Consider the following 18,868-nt stretch of genomic DNA (forward strand, 5'->3'; position numbering starts at 1 on the left):
GGGCTGGTGGAAACCAGCCCGCCGCTTCTGCCTGTCCGGAGTCAGTCGATGACTTCGCCGTCGATGATCTCGGGATCATCGCCGTCGTCGGTCGCGCCCTCCGTGACCGAGGTGAGGGTCAGCCCCTCCCCAGCGCCCGCCTCGGCGCCGGTGTCCGGGCGGTCGACGCGCACGGTGTCGCCATCGTGGACCGCGCCCGAAAGGATCTCGCGGGCCAGCCGGTCGCCGATCTCGCGCTGCACGAGCCGGCGCAGCGGACGCGCACCGTAGGCCGGGTCGTAGCCTTCCCGGGCGAGCCACTCGGCAGCCGCCGGGGTGATCTCCAGGTTGAGCCGGCGCTCGGTGAGCCGGGCCTGCATGGCAGCGATCTGCAGGTCGACGATCTGGGCGAGCTCGTCGCGGCTGAGGGCATCGAAGATGACGATGTCATCAAGCCGGTTGAGGAACTCGGGCTTGAACGCCGAATGCACGACACCCATCACCTGCTTGTGCTGCTGTTCTATGTCGAGCATCTGGTCGACGAGGAACTGCGAGCCGAGGTTCGAGGTGAGGATGAGGATCGTGTTGCGGAAGTCCACGGTCCGGCCCTGGCCGTCGGTCAGCCGGCCGTCGTCGAGGACCTGCAGCAGGATGTCGAAGACATCCGCATGCGCCTTCTCCACCTCGTCGAGCAGCACCACCGAATACGGGCGGCGGCGCACCGCCTCGGTCAGCTGGCCGCCGGATTCGTAGCCGACGTAGCCCGGAGGCGCGCCGACGAGCCGGGAGACCGAGTGCTTCTCGCCGTACTCGCTCATATCGATGCGCACGAGCGCGCGCTCGTCGTCGAAGAGGAAGTCGGCAAGTGCCTTCGCCAGCTCCGTCTTGCCCACACCGGTGGGGCCGAGGAACAGGAACGAGCCGGTCGGCCGGTTCGGATCCGAGACCCCGGCGCGCGAGCGGCGGATCGCATCGGCGACCGAGCGCACGGCAGACTGCTGTCCGATGAGCCGGCGGCCGATGTGCTCCTCGGCGTGCAGGAGCTTCTCACGTTCGCCCTCGAGCAGCCGACCGGCGGGGATGCCGGTCCAGGCGGCGACGACCTCGGCGATGTCGTTCTCGGTGACCTGGTCGCCGACCATCGTCTGCGCACCGGCCTGGGACTCAGCCGCCTCGGCTTCGGCGATCTGCTTCTCCACGGCCGGGATCTCGCCGTAGAGCAGGCGCGAGGCCTTCTCCAGGTCGACGTCGCGGCGGGCGATCTCGGCCTGCGAGCGCAGCTCGTCGAGCTTCTCGCGCAGCTCACCGACGCGGTTGATGTCCGCGCGCTGCTTCTCCCAGGCGGCGTTGAGACCGGCGAGCTCCTCCTGCTTATCGGCCAGGTCCTCGCGCAGCGCGGCAAGGCGCTCGACCGAGGCCGCATCGGATTCCTTGGCCAGGGCCATCTCCTCCATCTTCAGCCGGTCGACGGCACGGGAGAGCTCGTCGACCTCAACGGGCGCGGAGTCGATCTCCATGCGCAGCCGGCTGGCGGCCTCATCGACAAGGTCGATGGCCTTATCAGGCAGCTGGCGGTCGGCGATATAGCGGTTCGACAGGCTAGCCGCAGCCACGAGCGCGGCATCGGCGATCGTGACCTTGTGGTGGGCTTCGTAGCGCTCCTTGAGCCCGCGCAGGATCGCGACCGTGTCCTCGACGCTCGGCTCGCCGACGAACACCTGCTGGAAGCGGCGTTCGAGCGCGGGATCCTTCTCGATGTTCTCGCGGTACTCATCGAGGGTCGTCGCGCCGACCATGCGCAGCTCACCGCGGGCAAGCATCGGCTTGAGCATATTGCCGGCATCCATCGCGGAGTCACCGGAGGCACCGGCACCGACGAGCGTGTGCAGCTCGTCGATGAAAGTGATGACCTGGCCGTCGGAGGACTTGATCTCCTCGAGCACGGCCTTGAGGCGCTCCTCGAACTCGCCGCGGTACTTCGCGCCTGCGACCATCGCGGAGAGGTCGAGGCTGATGAGGCTCTTGTTGCGCAGCGATTCGGGCACATCACCGGCGACGATGCGCTGGGCGAGGCCTTCGACGACGGCGGTCTTGCCGACACCGGGTTCGCCGATGAGCACCGGGTTGTTCTTCGTGCGGCGCGAGAGCACCTGCACGACCCGGCGGATCTCCGAGTCACGGCCGATGACCGGGTCGAGTTTGCCCTCGCGGGCCTGAGCGGTGAGGTCGACGCCGAACTTCTCCAGGGACTGGAAGGTGTCCTCGGGGTTCTCGCTGGTGACCTTCCTGCCGCCGCGCACCTCAGGCAGGGCGGCGAGCAGCCCGCCGCGGGTGACGGACTGACTGGTGAGCAGCCGGCCGACCTCGCCGGTGTCAGCGGCGGCGGCGACGAGCAGGTGCTCGGTGGAGACGAACTGGTCGCCGAGGGCCTGCATCTCCTGCTCGGCGTTGTTGATGAGCTGCAGCGCCTGGCGGGATAGCTGCGGTTGGGAGACCGACGAGCCCGAAGCCGACGGCAGACCGGCGACGATCTGCTCGGCCCCTGCGCGGATGGCTGCCGGGTCGGCGCCCATGTGCTCGAGCAGGGCCGCGGCGATGCTCTCAGGCTGGCTGAGCAGGGCCGCGAGCAGGTGAGCCGGCTCGACCTGCGAGTTGCCGCGGGTGACGGCATCCTTGACCGCTGCGGAGAGCACCTCCTGCGATTTGGTGGTGAACTTGGCTTCCATAGGAGTTCCTTTCGGCGCCGGTACGCCGGCGCTGATGAGCATGAACGTGAATCTTCTGGTCAGCACAACGCCGTCAAAGTTGAGTCTATTCCACTCAACCTTGGTTTTCGAGAGGTTCTATGTGCATCCGGCAGCCGCGAGTAACGCGGCGCAAGTCTCATTTCAACGCCGGACCATCGGACAGTTAGTCGGAGTCGGCCTGCCCCACCAGCACATCCGACACTGCACGGGCAAAACGAGGCGCACCACTTCGCGACAGCCTCGCGAGCAAAGTCTCCACGGTGACCGGCGGCCGCCTCATTGCAGCCGCTTGGTCTTTCACAACTCGGTAGATCGCACCCGGACTCAGGTCAAGTTGGTCCAGCAAGAAGTCATCGAGCCGAATCGCCTCCAACCCGAGAGGTTCTAGAACCCTTTCGGGGAAGTCCTTGGTGTTCTCGGTGATGATTGCATCAGCGCGTCCGCGGAGGGCGGCCGCGACTACGTGCCGATCATCAGGGTCGGGTAACTCGACGGCTCACTCAATGGGCTCCCATCCTTCGACGAGGGCATCCTCGAACGCATAGCCCATCGAACGAAATCGACTGAGGAATCTACTCTCGTCCACCTCAGGGTGAATTCGTGCTAAGGCCTTCAGCGCCTCGTCGACAACCTTGGCCGACCACAAGGGACGAAAGGTCCCCGCATCAGCGATACGCAGCAAGGTGTCGCACGGCGCAATAGGCACCAACACGCATGCGTCAAGGAATACTGTGAAGCGCGACATCAGTCACGACTTCCGTGCCTCAGCCAGCGCCTCCCGATAGGCCCCCGGCTCGACATCGTATAGACCGTCCTCTTCGGCTTGCCGAGTCAGTTCGTCAAGCCGACTGCGGCGTTCAGTGCGCTTGCGTTCCCGATACGCCAGCACATCGTGCAACTGAATCCTACGGTGCCGCGACTGTCCGAATCGCTCGAACGGCAACTCATGGTCTTCCAGTAGACGAACCAAGGTACTCCGACTTACGCCTAGCAGATCGGCGGCCTGCTGTGTTGTCAGCTGTTTGTCGATCGGCTCAATGCTGACGGATGCTCCTCGCTCCATCGCGCGCACGACCCTGCGGAGCACCTCGTATGCAGGGATTGGCAACGGGATCTGTTCGCCGTCCGGACCCAGAAGCACAGCAGGAGCGGGCTGATTCTCCAGGAAGCGCGCCAATTCGAGCATGTCGTGGAGATCCTCAGGAGGTTCAACGACATGCTCGTCTCGTGCACCTCGGCTCCTGGCATCGCTCATGTCCATATTATCGCCCAAAACGGTCAAATCAGCCATATCGACCATACTTCGGACCCTGACCGCACCTTCAACCAGGCGCCAGAGCGCCGCAAGTGCAGGCGGCCGTGGCGGGTGTCACACTGGTGCCATGACGAACGAAACTGCCACCACCGCCTCGGGACCGGCCGCCGATGCTCCTGTCACTGTCACCGTCGAGGGCTCGGTTGCCCTCGTCATGATCGATGCCGCCCCGACCCGCAACGCCTTGTCGATGCCGGTCATGGGTGCGCTCATCGACGCGCTCACCGAGATTGGCGAGCGCACGGATGTGCACGCTGTTGTGCTCTCGACGGCCGGGCACGTGTTCTGCTCCGGGCACGATCTCAAGGAGATGCGTGGGGCCGACCATGCCCGGCAGCAGGAGATCTTCGCGCGCTGCTCTGAGCTCATGCTGCTCATCCAGTCGATTCCGCAGCCGGTCATCGCCGCTGTCCAGGGTGTTGCCACGGCGGCCGGCTGCCAGCTGGTGGCCACCTGCGATCTGGCCGTCGCTGCCGGATCAGCCCGGTTCGGCACACCGGGTGTGCGGATCGGTCTGTTCTGCTCGACGCCGATGGTCGCACTCTCGCGTGCCGTGCCGCGCAAGACGGCAATGCGGATGCTCATGACCGGTGATCTGCTCGATGCTGAGCAGGCGCTTGCTTTCGGGCTTGTCTCCCATGTCGTTGCCGATGATGAGCTGGCGGCTGCCGCTTCGCAGGTGGCGCAGACGGTCGCTGAGGCCTCGGCTGCCACGGTGGCGATCGGCAAGGAGGCCTTCTATCAGCAGATCCACCTCGATACCCCTTCTGCGTATGCGCAGATGTCGGAGACGATGGCGGCCAATGCCGTCATGCCCGATGCGCAGGAGGGCATCGATGCGTTTCTGACCAAGCGCCAGCCGCAGTGGCGGCACCGCACGGACGGCACCTGATCCAGGGCCCTGGACGGACGGCCCGGCCGGCACGGCCGGACCGAGTCGGCCGAGTTGGGTCAGCCGAGTCGGGTCAGCCGGCGGTGGCGTCGAAGCGGTCGAGGAACTCCTTCGCCCAGCCGGTGGGCTTCGGGTCGACTCCGTGCAGCGACATGCGGGCGCCTGTGGCCTTCCCGCGTTCGGTCGCGGTGAAGGTGGGGTGACCGCCGGTGGCCAAGGTGATGAGTGCCCTGCCGTCCCAGCCGGTGTCGCGCAGCACCTCGATGAGCGCGTCCTGGCCGGCCGCACTCGTGAGGTCCTGGCTGTCGGTCTGGTGGAGATCCAATCGGAAGTCCGCGCCCGTGCCGCCGACGTACTCCGACATGCGCACTGAGGTGAAACCGGCATCCCACAGGGCGGTGAGCAGGTCGGCATGCGCCGGCCACTCTGCGGCCGGGAACGTCGAGCTGTCGTCCGGGTAGGCGGTGTTGCTGACGCTGAGCTCCACGTCTCCGGGCAACGGCCATGTGCTGCCGCTGAGCAGGTCGGCAAGCTCGCGCAGCTCGGTACTGGAGGGGGCCACGACGTTCATCGACTGCCGGTTGAGGGCGATGTGCTCGACGGTGATGCCGCGCTCGGCCAGCAGATCCCGGGCCTGGAAGTAGGCGTCAGCGTCCGCCCGCCCGTCGCCGAACTCCACACGCAGCCCCTCAGCAGATCCCGCCGTGAGGTCAGAGAGTTCACCGGCTCCGTATTCGGCGGTGAAGACGTCGAGGACGTCTGGGATGTCGGCATCGTGTTCGACGAGCACCGTCGCGTTGGGGCGTTCAAGGGAGTTCGTCCACTGGACGGTGAAGGGCAGGCTGCCGGCCTGCTCTGCGGTGTAGTAGAACCGGGTGATGGCGTCCTGGACGCCTGGTTCGGACATGTCGACGCTGGCGGTGATGCTCGGCTCTCCATCACTTTCGTCCCTGCCGGGGGCGTGCTCGACGAGATCGACCTCGTCAGCTGCCGCGGCTCGGCGCACTCCGAGGACGAGCTCCCGCTGCCCGGTGGCGTCGGTGAGCCAGGTGCGCATGTCGGTGCCGAACGTGAGTGTGACACTGGCGTTCATGTTCTCGCCGATCTCCCCGTCAGCGACATCGGGAAGGCTGGTGAGGAAGGGCAGCTGGGAGAGATTCAGCGGCCCTGGCTGCGGGACGCTGGCGGTGGTATTGCGGACGGTGTGCCCGACGGTTCCGGTGAACCGGCCGGATTCCACCCTCACCTCCGGCGGCCCCTGCGGGTAGCGGTAGTCGTTGACACGTGCGAGCAGGGCTTCCGCAGTGTCATCGAGGGCATCAGGATCAGTGTCTGCTTCGACGGTGACAGTGACATCGGTGCCCGCCCGCGTCACCGCAGTGACGCCGGCCAACCCCTCGACCTCAGAGACGAGGTCCGCGTAGGTCGACTCCGGCAGCGGTTTCGCAGGCTTCGTGCAGGCGCTCAGCGGGCCGCCGGTGAGCAGCAGGCACAGCAGCGCCCCGACGATCCGGAGTCGTCGCGGCCGGTGGGCGGAGTGTGGTGTGCTTCTCATATCTTCAGGCTACAGACGAGCAGCCGGTGGCCGGTCACAGCGATGTTCCCGTTCGGGCACACCGCGTGCATGCGGCGACCAGCGCCTCGGGAACGGACCGTGCTCAGGGGAGTCACAGCAGACACGGCGCGGGCAATGATACCGCTGCCCGGACGGGCGCATTAGCCTGATCGCAAGGAGAGGAGTCGAAGTGAGAGTCGTCGTCACAGGTGCTGCCGGTTACGTCGGTCAGGCGATCGCCCGCAGGCTTGTCGAATCCGGTCGCCGGGTCACGAGCGTCGGGCTTGACGACCCGCAGATCAGCGGGGTCGAGCACCACGCGTGGGACATCCGCGAGGAGATTCCCGCGCAGCTGCAGCGCAGGCTGCGCTTCACCGATGCCGTCGTCCACGCCGCGGTCATCGACGATGACTGGGCGGCCGAGGACGAGCTGCAGGCCGTCAACGTCACCGGCACCCGCCATGTGCTCGACGCGTTCCCCAACCCGCGGATGATCTGCCTGTCCAGCACCGCCGTCTACGCACCGGCCGATGCTCACCGCCAGCTGTACGAGGAGGGCGGGCCGGTCGATCCGCACCTTTACCTGTGCGCCTATGAGCGCAGCCGTGCCGAGGCCGAACGGGTCATCGCCCGGGTGCGGCCCGAAGCGCTCGTGCTGCGCCCCAACGCCGTGTACGGGCCGGAGGACACGACGCTGTGGCCGGTGCTGGAGCGTGCGGCGGACGAGGGTGTCCTGCGGCTGCCTGACGGCGGGAAGCACACGATGACGATGACGCACATCGACACGCTCACCGCAGCCGTCGATGCCGCGCTGACGAAGCCGCAGGCCTACGGGCCGATGAACATCGGCGACCCGCAGCCCTACATCGTGCACGAGGCGCTCACCACCTACCTCGGACGGTTCGGCCACCCCTCGCTCGAACTCGACTCGATCGCTGCCGACCTCTCGCTCGTCAAGGCGTGGTTCGCTGAGCGCAAGGCGCGCCGGAAGAAGCGCCGCCCGCCGTTCACCAGGCACGTGATGCGGAATCTGGCGCGGGAGCGGACGTACAGCCTGTCGCGGATGCACCGGATGCTCGGCATCGAGGGCGTCCAAGGGTTGCGCCGGTCAGGAGCATCCGCCGAGCCGGTGCACCGACGCAACCGACGCAGCTGAAAGGCCGGCCCACGTGCGGGCAGACCCCTCAGTGTCGGTGGCGCTGACGGTGCGGCCTAGAGCTGCCGGCTCCGGTTGGCCATGGTGATGAAGGCCAGGATCGCGCCGACGAGGATGGGGAAGACTCCGACTCCGAATCCTATGGGGTGCTCCGTTTCTTTCGCGCCGGAGCGCTGGTCGCGCCCGACTCGGTCTGAGATCCAGTATTCACGATCGGACGCCGCGAGACAATGACCTCAGCTCAGCTGGCCCACCGGGACGACTCAGACCAGCGCTCCGACGACGAGGAAGATGCTGATGACGACGAGCAAGATGACCAGCAGCGGCCACAGGAACCGCAGGAAAGTGCCGTAGCCGACCTTCGCCAGTGCCAACCCGCCCATCACCACTGCCGAAGTCGGGGTGAAGAGGTTCATCCACCCTGACGCTGACTGATACGCCGTCACTGCGATCGCCCGGCTGAGACCGGCGAAGTCAGCAAGCGGAGCAAGCACCGGCATTGCCAACACCGCATGACCCGAGCTCGAGGGCACGAGGAACGCCAGCGGGATGTTGAGCCAGAAGAGCACGGGAGCGAACAGCGCCGCCGGTGTCTGCGAGACGATGTTCTCGAAGGCATGGAGCACAGTATCGGTGATCTGTGCATTGTTCATGATGACCGTGACGCCGCGGGCGAGGACGATGATGAGTCCCGCCCCGATGAAATCGCCGGCACCTGCCACCAGGGTGGAGGTGAGCTTCTCCTCCGAATAACCGGACACGATTCCGATGACGATGGCCATCACGATGAACAGCGCGGCCAGCTCCGGAAAGTACCAATCGAGCTGCCAGGCGAAAGAACCGGCCTCTGGACCGTTGATGATCTGCGCCCATGGCACGATTGCGAAGATCATGAACACGAAGGTCAGAGCCATGAGCACGAGCGTGATCTTGTGCCCGGTGGTGAACGCCCGGTGACCGGCGGGCTTGAGCCGGTCGTGCGGGTCGATCCCGACCATCGAGCGGCTCGGGTCTGCTGCGACCCGGTTTGCATAGCGCACGACATAGACGATGACGATGCCAGTGAGGACAACGAACATGATGAGGCGCAGCACGATGCCATCGCCGAGTGATACCTCAGCGGCGTCGGAGGCGGCGCCGGTGGCGAACGGGTTGATCGTCGAGGCGAGCGTGCCGATGCCGGCGCCGAGCAGGATGATCGCTGCGGCAGTCAGCCGGTCGTAACCGAGGCCGAGCGCGAGCGGGATCACCAGCGCATAGAACCCGAGGCTCTCCTCAGCCATGCCCTCCGTGGTACCGGCGATCGAGAACACGACGATGAGGATGGAGATGAGCACGGTGCCGCGGCCGGCCAGCCGCTCGTTCAACCGCCCGATGCCGGCCTCAATGGCTCCGGACTTGATCGTCACGGTGATGAACATGCCGATCGCCAACACGAAGAGGAACACGCCGGCAGAACCGAACAGTTCACCGGCCTCATAGGCACCAACTGTACCGGTATCTGCCGACTTGACTCCGTAGAGCCCGTTGATCGGAGCCATGAAGAGATCCATGAGTCGGTCCCCGAGGGTCATGCCCGTTTCGCTCGGCGCGTAGCTGCCCGAGATCGGCTGGCCGGAATCAGGGTCGACCTCGTATCTGCCGCTGGGAACGAAGAACGCCAGCAGCCAGACGAGGATCGTGACCACGGCGATGACGGTGAAGGCACTGGGGAACTTCATCCCGCTGAAGCCCTTCCGCGCCTGCTGCTCGCCTTCCGGCTTGGATTTCACCGGCTGCTCAGTGTGGTAATCGGTGGGATTCATGTGCGTTGTTCCTTTCTGGGGGCCGCCCACGCGGCAGCTGGGCAACGGAGCGCTCGGGTGGTTCAGTCCGCTTTCCCGGCCATGACGCACGTGCCGGCGTCGCCGCTGAGCATCGCGGCGGCGTCGGCGAGGCTGCCGATGACGGCAAATCCGCCGGTCTGCTCGACGAAACGGCAGGCGGCGTCGACCTTCGGGCCCATCGAACCGGCTGGGAAGTCGATGGCGCGCAGCTGCGCAGCTGTAATGGCACGGATCGAAGCCGCGTCCGGTGTGCCGAACCCGGTATAGACGGCATCGACGTCGGTGAGGATGAGAAGCCCGTCTGCGCCGATGGCCATCGCCAGCAGCGCAGCAGTGCCGTCCTTGTCGATGACCGCTTCGATACCGTCAAGCCTGCCCGACGCGTTGCGAACGACAGGTACGCCGCCGCCTCCGGCGCAGACGGTGAGCACGCCACTGTCGAGGAGATGGTGGATGAGATCTGCTTCGATGACTTGCAGCGGATCAGGTGAGCCGATCACCCGGCGCCAGCAGTCGCCGTCCTGACGGACTGTCCAACCGCGCTCAGCGGCAAGTTGCGCAGCGGTCTCACGGTCGTAGACCTCGCCGACGAATTTCGTCGGGTGCGCAAGCTTCGGGTCGTCCTTGTCGACCAACGTCTGGTTGATGATCGCCGCGACCTGCCTGTCGGGCACCGCATTCTGCAGAGCCTGCAGCAGCCAGTAGCCGATCATACCCTGGGTCTGGGCGCCGATGACGTCGAAGGGATAGGGGGTCGTCAGGCGAGGGTCAGAGGCGCTCTGCAGCGCGAGTACGCCGACCTGCGGACCGTTGCCGTGCGTGAGCACCACCTCGTGACGTTCGAGGACCGGTGCCAGGGCGGCCACCGCGTCGGCGACGTTGCGCTCCTGGACGTCGGCATCCGGCTTCTGACCGCGCCGCAGCAGAGCGTTGCCGCCAAGGGCGATGACAAGCCGCAGCGGCCGGTCGGCTGGAGTCTGCGGAGTGGGCACAGGGGCGCGGGTCATTCCGTTATATCCTCCGTCACCGGGCAAGCAGCGCCACGAGCACAGCTTTGAGGGTATGGAGACGGTTCTCGGCCTGGTCGAAGACGATCGAGGCCGGTGACTCGAAGACGTCCTCGGTGACCTCCAGCCCCTCAAGGCCGAGTTCCTGGTAGAGCTTCTCACCGAGGGCGGTGTCGCGGTTGTGGAAGGACGGCAGGCAGTGCATGAACTTCACGCGCGGGTTTCCGGCGGCCGCCATGAGTTCGGCGGTGACCCGGTAATCGGCGAGCTTCTCTGCGCGCTGCTTCCACAGCTCTTCGGCTTCGCCCATTGAGACCCACACATCCGTGTGGATGAAGTCGACGCCCCTGACACCGGCAGCCGGATCGTCGGTGTGCGTGATCGTCGCTCCGGTCTCTGCAGCAATGCGCTCAGCCGCAGCGACGACCTCGGGGGAGGTCGTCAGATCCTGCGGAGAGACGATCCGCACGTCCATGCCGGCCAGGGCTCCGCCCAGGAGCAGCGAGTTGCCCATGTTGTAGCGCGCATCGCCGATGAAAGCGAAGGAGATCCGTGCACTGCCGCGCGGGGCATGCTCCTGCATCGTGAGGACATCGCAAAGCGACTGGCTCGGATGCCACTGCGCAGTCAGTCCGTTGATCACCGGCACTCCGGCGTGTGCAGCGAGCTCCTCGACGGTGGTCTGTTCAGCCCCGCGAAAGGCGATCGCATCGTACATCCGTCCGAGCACCCGGGCAGTGTCTCGGACTGTCTCCTTATACCCCATATGGGAACCGCTGGGATCGAGATACGTCACGCCCATTCCCTGCTCACGGCAGGCGGACTCGAGGGCGCAGCGGGTGCGCGTTGAGGCCTTCTCGAAGACGATCGCCAGCTGGCGGCCGGTCAGCCGAGGCACCTCGGCACCGGCCCGGCGCTGCGCTTTGAGATCGGCAGCCAGTGCCAGCAGATGGCGCCAGTCGGCGGGGGTGAAGTCGATTTCCTTGACGAAGCTGCGGCCCAGCAGGCTGTAGGACATGAGCGGGCTCCCTCTCCTCAGGCCGGTCTCAGGCCGGATCGCGGACGATCGGGCAGGTCATGCATCGCGGGCCGCCGCGGCCTCGGCCCAGTTCGCTGCCAGTGACGGTGATGACTTCGATACCGTGCTTGCGCAGGTGCGTGTTCGCGCCGACGTTGCGGGCATAGGCCATGACGACGCCGGGCCGCACGGCGAGCACGTTGAGGCCGTCGTTCCACTGCTCGCGCTCAGCGGAGTACACGTCCTGCTCGGGGGTGAGGATGCGCACGTCGTCGAGGCCGAGGATCTCGGCGATCGCCGCGTGCATGCGGTCGGCCTCATAGGAGGTGATCGTCAGCTCGCCCTCAGCGCTGCCGGGTTCGATGAGGAAGGACGGCAGCATGCCCATGCCGACGTATTTGGTGAAGCTGCGCTCATCGACCATCGTCATGACGGTGTCGAGGTGCATGAAGGAGCGCTTCTCAGGCATCCGCAGCGCCAGGATCCGGTTGGCGGAGCCTTCGGCGAACAGTCGCTGGGCGAAGCGCTCAACACCGGCAGGCGTCGTCCGCTCGCTCATGCCGATCATCACCGCGCCATCGCCGAGGACGAAGATGTCCCCGCCCTCGGTCGTCGCGACGCCGGACTCGCCGCCAGCCGACCAGCGTTTGAAGTCCTCTGCGCTGAACCGGGGGTGGAAGCGGTAGACGGTTTCGTAGTTGAGGGTCTCTCGTTTGCGGGCCTTCTTGCGCATCGAGTTGACCGTCACGCCGTCATAGACCCAGGCGGAAGCGTCCCGGCTGAAGAGGTGGTTGGGCAGCGGAGTGAGCACGAAGTCGTCGAGGCCGATGTCGGCCAGCCAGATGGACCGCGGCTCCTCGATGCGCTCGAGCGCTTCGCGCTTGGAGATCCCGCCGATCATGTACTGCGTGAGTTCGGCATCGTCCATCGCCTCGAACATCGCCCGCAACGGCTCGACGGCAACCGGACCGAAGACGCGTTCATCGAGCAGGCTGTCGAGCAGATGGGCGCGCGCCCCTTCGACGCTGAGCGATTCGCGCAGCAGACCAGCGAAGATGTGCACGGTGATGGACTCATCGCGCAACGCGTCGACGAAGGCGTCGTGCTCCTGGCGGGCGTGGCGCACCCACAGCACATCGTCGAAGAGCAGATCGTCTTTGTTCGTCGGCGTCAGGCGCTCGAGCTCGAGGCCCGGACGGTGGACGATGACTTCGCGGAGTCGGCCGACTTCAGAGCTGACGTTGAGATCCATGATCTTCCTCACGGTAGATGGGGTATGCGAAAGGCGCGCCGCCGATCAGGCGGGCGCAGGTGCGGAGGTGAGGTGGATAGGGAACGGATGTGCAGATGGTGCAGATGACACGCGCGCAGTGCGCTGCCAGCAGTGCGTCAGCGGATGCGGTCTGCCCTGCACTGCTGGTCGAGAGCAGACAGCCGGTTGCGTTTCAGCCAGCCGATGCGGTGAACTGGCTCACGATTGCGAGTTTAGCCCTAATGTGAGTGCCTATCAAGGAAAAGACAACGGCACCTGCCGCTGTGCGGCCGCTGCTGCCGCAGCATCTGCCGGTGACGACGCCTCGCCGGTGACCACGCCCTGCCGGCGGCGACACGCGGCCGGCGGCGACGCCCGGCCGACGCCCTGCCGTCGGCCGGCTCAGCGGCGGATCGCTTCGAGCCAGTCGTGCGCGGCGGCGAAAGCCTGGGCGGTCATGTCCGGGTCGACGATGACCTTCTCGCCGTCGGCTGAGGGATAGGATCCGAGGAACTGCACGCGGCGGGCGATCCGGTGCACTCCGGTGAGTGCCTCGGCCATCCGCGGCTCGGCGATATGGCCCTGTGCGTCGATGGAGAACTGGTAGAGACCCAGACCGTCGCCGGTGGGCCGGGATTCGATGCGCGAGAGGTTGACCCCGCGGGTGGAGAACTGCTCGAGCAGCTCCAGCAGCGCTCCGGCCCGGTCAGAGGCCAGTGCCGCAACGAGCGTCGTCTTATCGGCCCCGGTCGGTGCGGGCAGTTCGCGCGCGGTGGAGACGAGCACGAAGCGGGTGTCGGCGTCCTTGCGGTCGCCGATGTCGTCGGCGAGCACGGTGAGCCCGTAGCGCTCGGCGGCCAGCGCCGGGCAGATCGCTGCCTGGTAGTCGACCTCGCCGGTGCCGAGGTCCCGGGCGGCTGCTGCAGTCGAGGCGGCGGGAATGTAGTGGGCCGCCGGCAGGTGGTCGGACAGCCAGGCGCGGGTCTGGGCTTCGGCGTGTGGGTGGGTGGAGAAGGCACGCACCTCGTCCACGCCCACCCCCGGCCCGGCGGCGAGCACGAAGCGCACCCGCACGACGGTTTCGGCGATGATCTGCAGCCGCCCGTGCTGGGTGAGCGCATCGAGGGTGGCCGGCACGCCGCCTTCGAGCGAGTTCTCGATCGGCACGACCGCAGCGCCGAGTTCGCCGGCGGCCACAGCGGCGAGGGCCGCATCGGCCCCGCGCATCGGCACTCGGGCGGCGTCGGTGCGCCCGCGCGCCTCCAGCAGCTGCAGGAGGGCGGCCTCGGTGAAGGTCGCCTCGGGGCCGAGATAGCCGAAGGACAGGGTCACGGTGCGGTCTCCTTTCGGGGCGCGTCAGTGCGCGGTGCCGGTGGTGCGGGTGGTGCCGCGCCCGAGGCGGTGGCGGGCGCGGCGTGCCCGGCGCACGGTGAGTGCCCGCAGCACGTCGCGGTACTGGGCGGCCCGGTGCAGCTGAGCTCTGAGGTCTCGGCCGGTGACCCGGTGGTGGAGGTCGCATTCGACCTCTGTCACGCGCAGCCCGGCGTCGAGCACGTCGATCGTCATCGCGGTCTCGACACCCCAGCCGGCGGCGAACGGCAGGGCGGCGTCGAATGCCTCACGGCTCAGACACCGCATGCCGGATAACGGCTGGGTGGCCTCGAAGCCGGTGAGCCCGGCGATGCCCTTCTTCGCCAGCCCGACGACGAACCCGAATCCGCCGCCGGCGCGCTTTTGCGGCGGAAGGATCGCGATCGTCATATCCGTTTCACCAGCCAGCACCGGGACGGTCAGCGGCGCGGTCTCGACAGCGGAGTCCTCTAAGTCGGCGTCGATGAACAGCAGCGCCCGGTGCGCAGCCTGCTCACCGGTGGCCGCATCGGTGATCTCGCGGTTGCGCACGGCGAAGGCGCCGGTCATCATCGCTGCGGCCTTGCCCCGGTTCTTCCGGTGCACGAGCACCTGCGCCCCGGCCTGCCGGGCCAGGCTCGCGGTGTCGTCGGAGGAACCGTCGTCGACGACGATGACGAGATCGACGCCGGGGATCTGCCGGGTCGCGGCCACGGTCGCGGCGATGCGCTCAGCTTCGTCCTTGGCCGGGATGATCGCGGCAACGGACTGCGGTGCAGTCATCGGATTCTGCCTCCTGACGCAGGTGGTGTCTCAGCGGATTCTGTGCTGGCGGGTCGGGACTCAGCGGTGCCGAGCTCAGCGGATCGTGAGCTGGCGGGAGACGACGCCGGCCTTGGCGCGGCGTTCGTCGTAGTCGAGGCTGCCGGACTCGTTCATCGCGGCATCGAGCTTCTTAGCGAACTCGCCCAGCGGCTCTTCGACCGCATCGGGCTGGGTGTTATCGGGCAGCTCCCAGACGGGGATGACGATGCCGTGAGCGCGGAAGCAGCCGAGGTAGCGGCCGAGCCCGGACACGGTGTTCTCGCCGCGGGCGTGCAGGCGGGCCAGGCCGTTCATGACGGTGTCCTCGTCCTGCATCTGCGCCCAGCGCAGGTAGATGTGCCCGCCCATCTCGGTCCAGTAGGCGGAGTCGGCGGAGACGAGCTTCTCGGTCGGGCTGATCGACTCGTTGGCCTGTTCGAGCGCACCGGCGAGGTCCTCATCGCGGTGCTCGGGATCATCGGCGAGCCAGTAGTCGAAGGTCTCCTGCACGCTGACGGTGAAGGGAGCAGAGGTGTCGAGGATGTCCTGCAGGCGCGGGCCGGAACCGGGGTTGGCGTCGGCCTCGGCGTAGGTGCCGGGATCGGCGCCCTTGACCTTGAGGATCGCTGCGGCGATGTCGCGGGAGGGATCCGGGGAGGCGACCGGGACCTGCATGCCGGCCATGATGACGCCGTCCTGGCGGTGCAGCGCCTGCCAGGCCGCCGGCAGCAGCGAGGCGATGACGATCTCGTCACCGCCGTGCTCCTCGTTCAGCTTCGCAGTCGCGGTCGCGGCGGGCACGAGTTCGCGCAGACACACGAGGTCGGCTTCGAACGGCAGGCCCTCAAAGGGGCGTTTGACGAAGCCGGCGGCCTGCTGCTTGGCCAGGCGCTTGGCGATGAGCTCTTCCTTGGACTTCTTGGACTTCTTTCCCATGCCGGTCAGTGTATCGCCCGCAGCCGGTGCCGATATCGTGGGTCTCATGGCCCTCCTCCACTCCGGACTCCACGATTCCGCCGTCGCCCAGCGCCATCTGCGCTACGCCCAGCGGCTCGTCGACTCCGGCTACAGCTTCGACCTGCTCACTGCCGATGATCACGGCCCCGCTGCCGAGGTGCTGCGGGCTGCCGAGGCGACCGGAGCCTCGGGCGCGGACTTCACCTTCCTGCCGCAGGACTCCGGGCTCATCGCCCGGTCCGCCGACGGGCAGATCGCCGCCGTGCTCGCCGTCACCGCCGTGAGCTTCGACAACGGCCAGGCGCTGCTCATCCGGGCGCTGGCCACCGCTGAGGAATTCCGCTCGCAGGGGATCGCGACGGTGCTGGCGGGCATGGCCCCGCAGGTGCTCTCGGCCGCCGGGCTGCCGACCCGCTGCCTGCTCGTTGCCGCCGCTCCCGAGGCGCGGGCGACGTTCGCACACCGAGCCGGGTTCCGGGTGCTCACCCCGGGCTCGGAGCTGCCTGTCGACCTCGGCGGGATCGACACTGACGTCTTCGGTGACATCGGCGACCGATGCTGGTGCCTGAAGGAAGTGAAGTAGGAGGCTCATTGGCCCGTGTGACCAGGGATGACAGCCGCGGTTGACCCTCCTGTGAGGGGAGACCGGAGACTGGACCCATGATGAAGATCGGTGAGTTCGCACAGGCGACAAGCCTCAGCGTCAAGGCGCTGCGGCACTATGACGAGACCGGGCTGCTTGTTCCGGCCGAGACCGACCCGGTTACCGGGTATCGACTCTACGCTGAGGAACAGGTGCGTGACGGGGCTGTCATCTGCCAGCTGCGGCGGGCCGGGGTTCCGCTGGCCCAGGTCCGGGCGGCGGTGGACAGCGGCGACCCGGTCGCGGTGCTGCGTGCGTATGAACAGCAGCTGGTGGCCGAGCGGGCCGTGCAGGATGCTGCGATCGCCGCCTCGCATACGATGCTCGACTGTTTCGCCCGCCCGGTGCCGGTGAGCGAGAGGCGCTGCCCGCCGCTGCCCTATGCCGGACGGATCATCCGGGTGGCCTCCGAAGCCGAGGCCGAAGCCCTCGATGACGACGTCGCTTCGACTGGGTTCGAAGAGCTCTACCGAGAGCTCACTGCTGCCGGGCACACACCGACTGGGGCGATGTGGACAGGGATGCGCGAGGGCCCACGCGCCTCGCTGGAAGTGCTGCTGTGCTGGGCGGTCGCGCAGCCGCTGCCTGCCGGCTGGGGTGGTGATCGCACGGAGGTCGGCCAGCTGCCGGAGCGCACAGAGCTGGTCGCCGAATGGGATCTGAGCGAACCGATCGACCTGCCGGAAGACACGATGCACCCGGCAGCGCTGGCCCTGTTCGATGCGATCGCTGCTCGCGGCCTGCAGGTGACCGAGCAGGCCGTGCGTCAGCAGGTGCGCTACGACCTCGATCCGCCGGTGCTCGAGCTTTCTCTGCCCGTATCAGCCTGAACCGGTCAACGGGTTCTGAGGCACAGAAGCCTGGGCGTTTCGAGCACTTCTGACGGAGAATGAGGATATGGCTGGAACAACGAAACGTGACCGATCCTCGCAGCGGCGCGACGCCGTTGTCTTCCCTGCCGAGGCGACGCTCTCCGCGACTCAAGCAGCCGACGTGCTCGGTGTCAGCCGCATGACGGTCGTGCGGCTCATCGACCGGGGCGAACTCCGTGCAGACACCAGCTCGGTGCATCCCCGCATTCCAGCATCGGAGGTGAAGCGCTACCAGACCGGATTCCGCCTCCGACAGCGCGAAGCGATGGCTGAGCTTGCCGAGGACTTCACCGCATCCATGCCTGCCGACCGGGTGATCGAAACACGGTGAGCTCGACCAAGCCGCCTCGGCCCCGACTGTGATGTCAGTCGCGACTCAGGTCCGGTTGGAATAGCCACTGGACACCGACTGTTTGCACCAGCGCCTCGCTCGCCCACTCTGACAGGAGACCGCATGCCCGCAGCTGAGCGCCGCCCGCACGGCGCCACCTCAGCCACCGCCTCGGCTGCGGCACCGACGAACCCGCGCGTCGCCAAGCTCGCCGTGTTCGCCCTGGCGATCGGCGCCTTCGGCATCGGCACCGCCGAGTTCGCCACGATGGGCCTGCTGCCGCAGATCGCCGAGGGCCTTGACGCCTCAATCACCCACGCCGGTCATGCGGTGTCGCTGTATGCGCTCGGCGTCGTCGTCGGCGCACCGGTCATCACTGCGTTGGCGGCCAAGATGGACCGCCGATGGCTGCTGCTGAGCCTCATGGTCGTCTTCATCATCGGCAGCGTCGGCTCGACCCTGGCCCCGACGATGAACCTCATGCTCGTCTCCCGGTTCATCACCGGTCTGCCGCACGGGGCCTTCCTCGGTGTCGGCGCTGTCGTCGCTGCAACCCTGGCACCTGCGCACCGCAAAGGCACCGCGATGGCCCGGGTGATGCTGGGCCTGACGATCGCGAACATCTTCGGCGTGCCGGCCGCTGCCGCGTTGGGCACGGAGTTCGGCTGGCGGGTCGCCTACGCCCTCGTCGCGTTCATCGGACTGCTGACTCTGGTGGCCGTGTTCTTCCTCGTCCCGCAGACCGCGCCGGCTGCCGCGCCGTCGATCCGCGGTGAGCTGCGCACCATGAAGCGCCCGCAGGTGATCCTCACCCTCATCGCCGGTTCGGTGGGATTCGGCGGAATGTTCGCCCTCTACACCTACATCGCCCCGGCCCTGACCGAGCTCACCGGGCTGCCCGCCTCGCTGATCCCGTGGGTGCTCGTATGCTTCGGCGTCGGCATGACCGTCGGCACCTTCGTCGCGGGCCCGCTGGTCGACCGGTCGATCGAACGCTCGGCTGCTATCGGGCTCGTCGGCCTGGGCGTCGTGCTGCTGACCTTCGGGCTGTTCGCCCATGTGCCGGCCGTGGCGATCGGCTGCGTGTCGGTCATCGGCATCTTCAGCTCGCTGTTCGTCACTGCCCTGCAGGCCAGACTCATGCGCGAATCCCACGACGCACCC

General features: G+C 67.2%; 18 protein-coding genes. 6 read left to right on the plus strand and 12 right to left on the minus strand.

Features of this window, described 5'->3' with window-relative positions; all coding sequences use genetic code 11:
• Positions 1-41: 41 nt before the first annotated feature.
• From clpB to ACFFN1_RS14365, 4 genes are all read right to left on the minus strand, one after another.
• Positions 42-2,705 (minus strand): ATP-dependent chaperone ClpB, encoded by a 2,664-nt coding sequence (gene clpB / locus ACFFN1_RS14355; protein WP_376841533.1) that lies wholly within the window; start codon positions 2,703-2,705, stop codon positions 42-44.
• A 184-nt stretch (positions 2,706-2,889) separates the two neighbouring features.
• Positions 2,890-3,099 (minus strand): VapC50 family PIN domain-containing toxin, encoded by a 210-nt coding sequence (locus ACFFN1_RS16900; RefSeq protein ID WP_465251193.1) that lies wholly within the window; start codon positions 3,097-3,099, stop codon positions 2,890-2,892.
• A gap of 123 nt (positions 3,100-3,222) precedes the next feature.
• The gene (locus ACFFN1_RS14360) at positions 3,223-3,471 is read right to left on the minus strand and encodes a hypothetical protein (RefSeq protein WP_376841534.1); all 249 of its coding nucleotides are present in this window, start codon (positions 3,469-3,471) and stop codon (positions 3,223-3,225) included.
• Positions 3,472-3,474: 3 nt separating this feature from the next.
• On the minus strand, positions 3,475-4,026 hold the full coding sequence (locus ACFFN1_RS14365) for an excisionase family DNA-binding protein (RefSeq protein WP_376841535.1): 552 nt from the start codon (positions 4,024-4,026) through the stop codon (positions 3,475-3,477).
• 82 nt (positions 4,027-4,108) lie between these two features.
• On the opposite strand from ACFFN1_RS14365, the gene ACFFN1_RS14370 reads away from it, so the two are divergent.
• Positions 4,109-4,933: an enoyl-CoA hydratase gene (locus tag ACFFN1_RS14370; protein WP_376841536.1), complete on the plus strand. Its 825-nt coding sequence runs from the start codon at positions 4,109-4,111 to the stop codon at positions 4,931-4,933.
• A 73-nt stretch (positions 4,934-5,006) separates the two neighbouring features.
• On the opposite strand, the gene ACFFN1_RS14375 is transcribed toward ACFFN1_RS14370, so the two are convergent.
• Positions 5,007-6,488, minus strand: a complete 1,482-nt coding sequence (locus ACFFN1_RS14375; protein ID WP_376841538.1) for a hypothetical protein — start codon at positions 6,486-6,488, stop codon at positions 5,007-5,009.
• Between the two features lie 190 nt (positions 6,489-6,678).
• On the opposite strand from ACFFN1_RS14375, the gene ACFFN1_RS14380 reads away from it, so the two are divergent.
• A complete protein-coding gene (locus ACFFN1_RS14380) occupies positions 6,679-7,644 on the plus strand; it encodes an NAD-dependent epimerase/dehydratase family protein (RefSeq protein WP_376841539.1) in 966 nt (321 codons plus the stop codon).
• A gap of 263 nt (positions 7,645-7,907) precedes the next feature.
• On the opposite strand, the gene ACFFN1_RS14385 is transcribed toward ACFFN1_RS14380, so the two are convergent.
• From ACFFN1_RS14385 to ACFFN1_RS14415, 7 genes are all read right to left on the minus strand, one after another.
• Positions 7,908-9,449 (minus strand): YfcC family protein, encoded by a 1,542-nt coding sequence (locus ACFFN1_RS14385; RefSeq protein WP_376841540.1) that lies wholly within the window; start codon positions 9,447-9,449, stop codon positions 7,908-7,910.
• A 62-nt stretch (positions 9,450-9,511) separates the two neighbouring features.
• Positions 9,512-10,477 carry a carbamate kinase gene (locus ACFFN1_RS14390; RefSeq protein WP_376841541.1) on the minus strand — a complete coding sequence of 322 codons (966 nt, stop codon included), beginning with the start codon at positions 10,475-10,477 and terminating at the stop codon, positions 9,512-9,514.
• A gap of 16 nt (positions 10,478-10,493) precedes the next feature.
• Entirely contained in the window at positions 10,494-11,495 is a 1,002-nt protein-coding gene (argF, locus tag ACFFN1_RS14395) for an ornithine carbamoyltransferase (protein WP_376841542.1), read from the minus strand.
• 28 nt (positions 11,496-11,523) lie between these two features.
• Complete coding sequence (locus ACFFN1_RS14400; RefSeq protein WP_376841543.1) at positions 11,524-12,747, minus strand: arginine deiminase; 1,224 nt, start codon at positions 12,745-12,747, stop codon at positions 11,524-11,526.
• Positions 12,748-13,149: 402 nt separating this feature from the next.
• Positions 13,150-14,073 carry a prephenate dehydratase gene (pheA, locus tag ACFFN1_RS14405; RefSeq protein ID WP_376841549.1) on the minus strand — a complete coding sequence of 308 codons (924 nt, stop codon included), beginning with the start codon at positions 14,071-14,073 and terminating at the stop codon, positions 13,150-13,152.
• A gap of 30 nt (positions 14,074-14,103) precedes the next feature.
• Positions 14,104-14,880 carry a glycosyltransferase family 2 protein gene (locus ACFFN1_RS14410; RefSeq protein ID WP_376841544.1) on the minus strand — a complete coding sequence of 259 codons (777 nt, stop codon included), beginning with the start codon at positions 14,878-14,880 and terminating at the stop codon, positions 14,104-14,106.
• A gap of 75 nt (positions 14,881-14,955) precedes the next feature.
• Positions 14,956-15,837, minus strand: a complete 882-nt coding sequence (locus ACFFN1_RS14415; protein WP_376841545.1) for a DUF5926 family protein — start codon at positions 15,835-15,837, stop codon at positions 14,956-14,958.
• A gap of 46 nt (positions 15,838-15,883) precedes the next feature.
• On the opposite strand from ACFFN1_RS14415, the gene ACFFN1_RS14420 reads away from it, so the two are divergent.
• The 4 genes from ACFFN1_RS14420 to ACFFN1_RS14435 form a co-directional block, all read left to right on the plus strand.
• Positions 15,884-16,441 (plus strand): GNAT family N-acetyltransferase, encoded by a 558-nt coding sequence (locus ACFFN1_RS14420; RefSeq protein ID WP_376841546.1) that lies wholly within the window; start codon positions 15,884-15,886, stop codon positions 16,439-16,441.
• A 77-nt stretch (positions 16,442-16,518) separates the two neighbouring features.
• Positions 16,519-17,331, plus strand: a complete 813-nt coding sequence (locus tag ACFFN1_RS14425) for a MerR family transcriptional regulator (protein WP_376841547.1) — start codon at positions 16,519-16,521, stop codon at positions 17,329-17,331.
• 67 nt (positions 17,332-17,398) lie between these two features.
• Positions 17,399-17,704, plus strand: coding sequence for an excisionase family DNA-binding protein (locus ACFFN1_RS14430; protein WP_259855793.1), 306 nt, complete (start codon positions 17,399-17,401; stop codon positions 17,702-17,704).
• A gap of 123 nt (positions 17,705-17,827) precedes the next feature.
• On the plus strand, positions 17,828-18,868 hold a 1,041-nt coding region (locus tag ACFFN1_RS14435), incomplete at its 3' end, for an MFS transporter (RefSeq protein WP_376841548.1).

The sequence above is a fragment of the Brevibacterium otitidis genome, from assembly GCF_042429315.1.
Taxonomy (GTDB): Bacteria; Actinomycetota; Actinomycetes; order Actinomycetales; family Brevibacteriaceae; genus Brevibacterium; species Brevibacterium otitidis.

Bases quoted from the DNA above. Each gene is read 5' to 3' on its own strand.
- clpB (WP_376841533.1), bottom strand. From the start codon at position 2,705: ATGGAAGCCAAGTTCACCACCAAATCGCAGGAGGTGCTCTCCGCAGCG.
- ACFFN1_RS14360 (WP_376841534.1), bottom strand. From the start codon at position 3,471: ATGTCGCGCTTCACAGTATTCCTTGACGCATGCGTGTTGGTGCCTATT.
- ACFFN1_RS14365 (WP_376841535.1), bottom strand. From the start codon at position 4,026: ATGGTCGATATGGCTGATTTGACCGTTTTGGGCGATAATATGGACATG.
- ACFFN1_RS14370 (WP_376841536.1), top strand. From the start codon at position 4,109: ATGACGAACGAAACTGCCACCACCGCCTCGGGACCGGCCGCCGATGCT.
- ACFFN1_RS14375 (WP_376841538.1), bottom strand. From the start codon at position 6,488: ATGAGAAGCACACCACACTCCGCCCACCGGCCGCGACGACTCCGGATC.
- ACFFN1_RS14385 (WP_376841540.1), bottom strand. From the start codon at position 9,449: ATGAATCCCACCGATTACCACACTGAGCAGCCGGTGAAATCCAAGCCG.
- ACFFN1_RS14390 (WP_376841541.1), bottom strand. From the start codon at position 10,477: ATGACCCGCGCCCCTGTGCCCACTCCGCAGACTCCAGCCGACCGGCCG.
- argF (WP_376841542.1), bottom strand. From the start codon at position 11,495: ATGTCCTACAGCCTGCTGGGCCGCAGCTTCGTCAAGGAAATCGACTTC.
- ACFFN1_RS14400 (WP_376841543.1), bottom strand. From the start codon at position 12,747: ATGGATCTCAACGTCAGCTCTGAAGTCGGCCGACTCCGCGAAGTCATC.
- ACFFN1_RS14410 (WP_376841544.1), bottom strand. From the start codon at position 14,880: ATGACTGCACCGCAGTCCGTTGCCGCGATCATCCCGGCCAAGGACGAA.
- ACFFN1_RS14415 (WP_376841545.1), bottom strand. From the start codon at position 15,837: ATGGGAAAGAAGTCCAAGAAGTCCAAGGAAGAGCTCATCGCCAAGCGC.
- ACFFN1_RS14420 (WP_376841546.1), top strand. From the start codon at position 15,884: ATGGCCCTCCTCCACTCCGGACTCCACGATTCCGCCGTCGCCCAGCGC.
- ACFFN1_RS14425 (WP_376841547.1), top strand. From the start codon at position 16,519: ATGATGAAGATCGGTGAGTTCGCACAGGCGACAAGCCTCAGCGTCAAG.
- ACFFN1_RS14430 (WP_259855793.1), top strand. From the start codon at position 17,399: ATGGCTGGAACAACGAAACGTGACCGATCCTCGCAGCGGCGCGACGCC.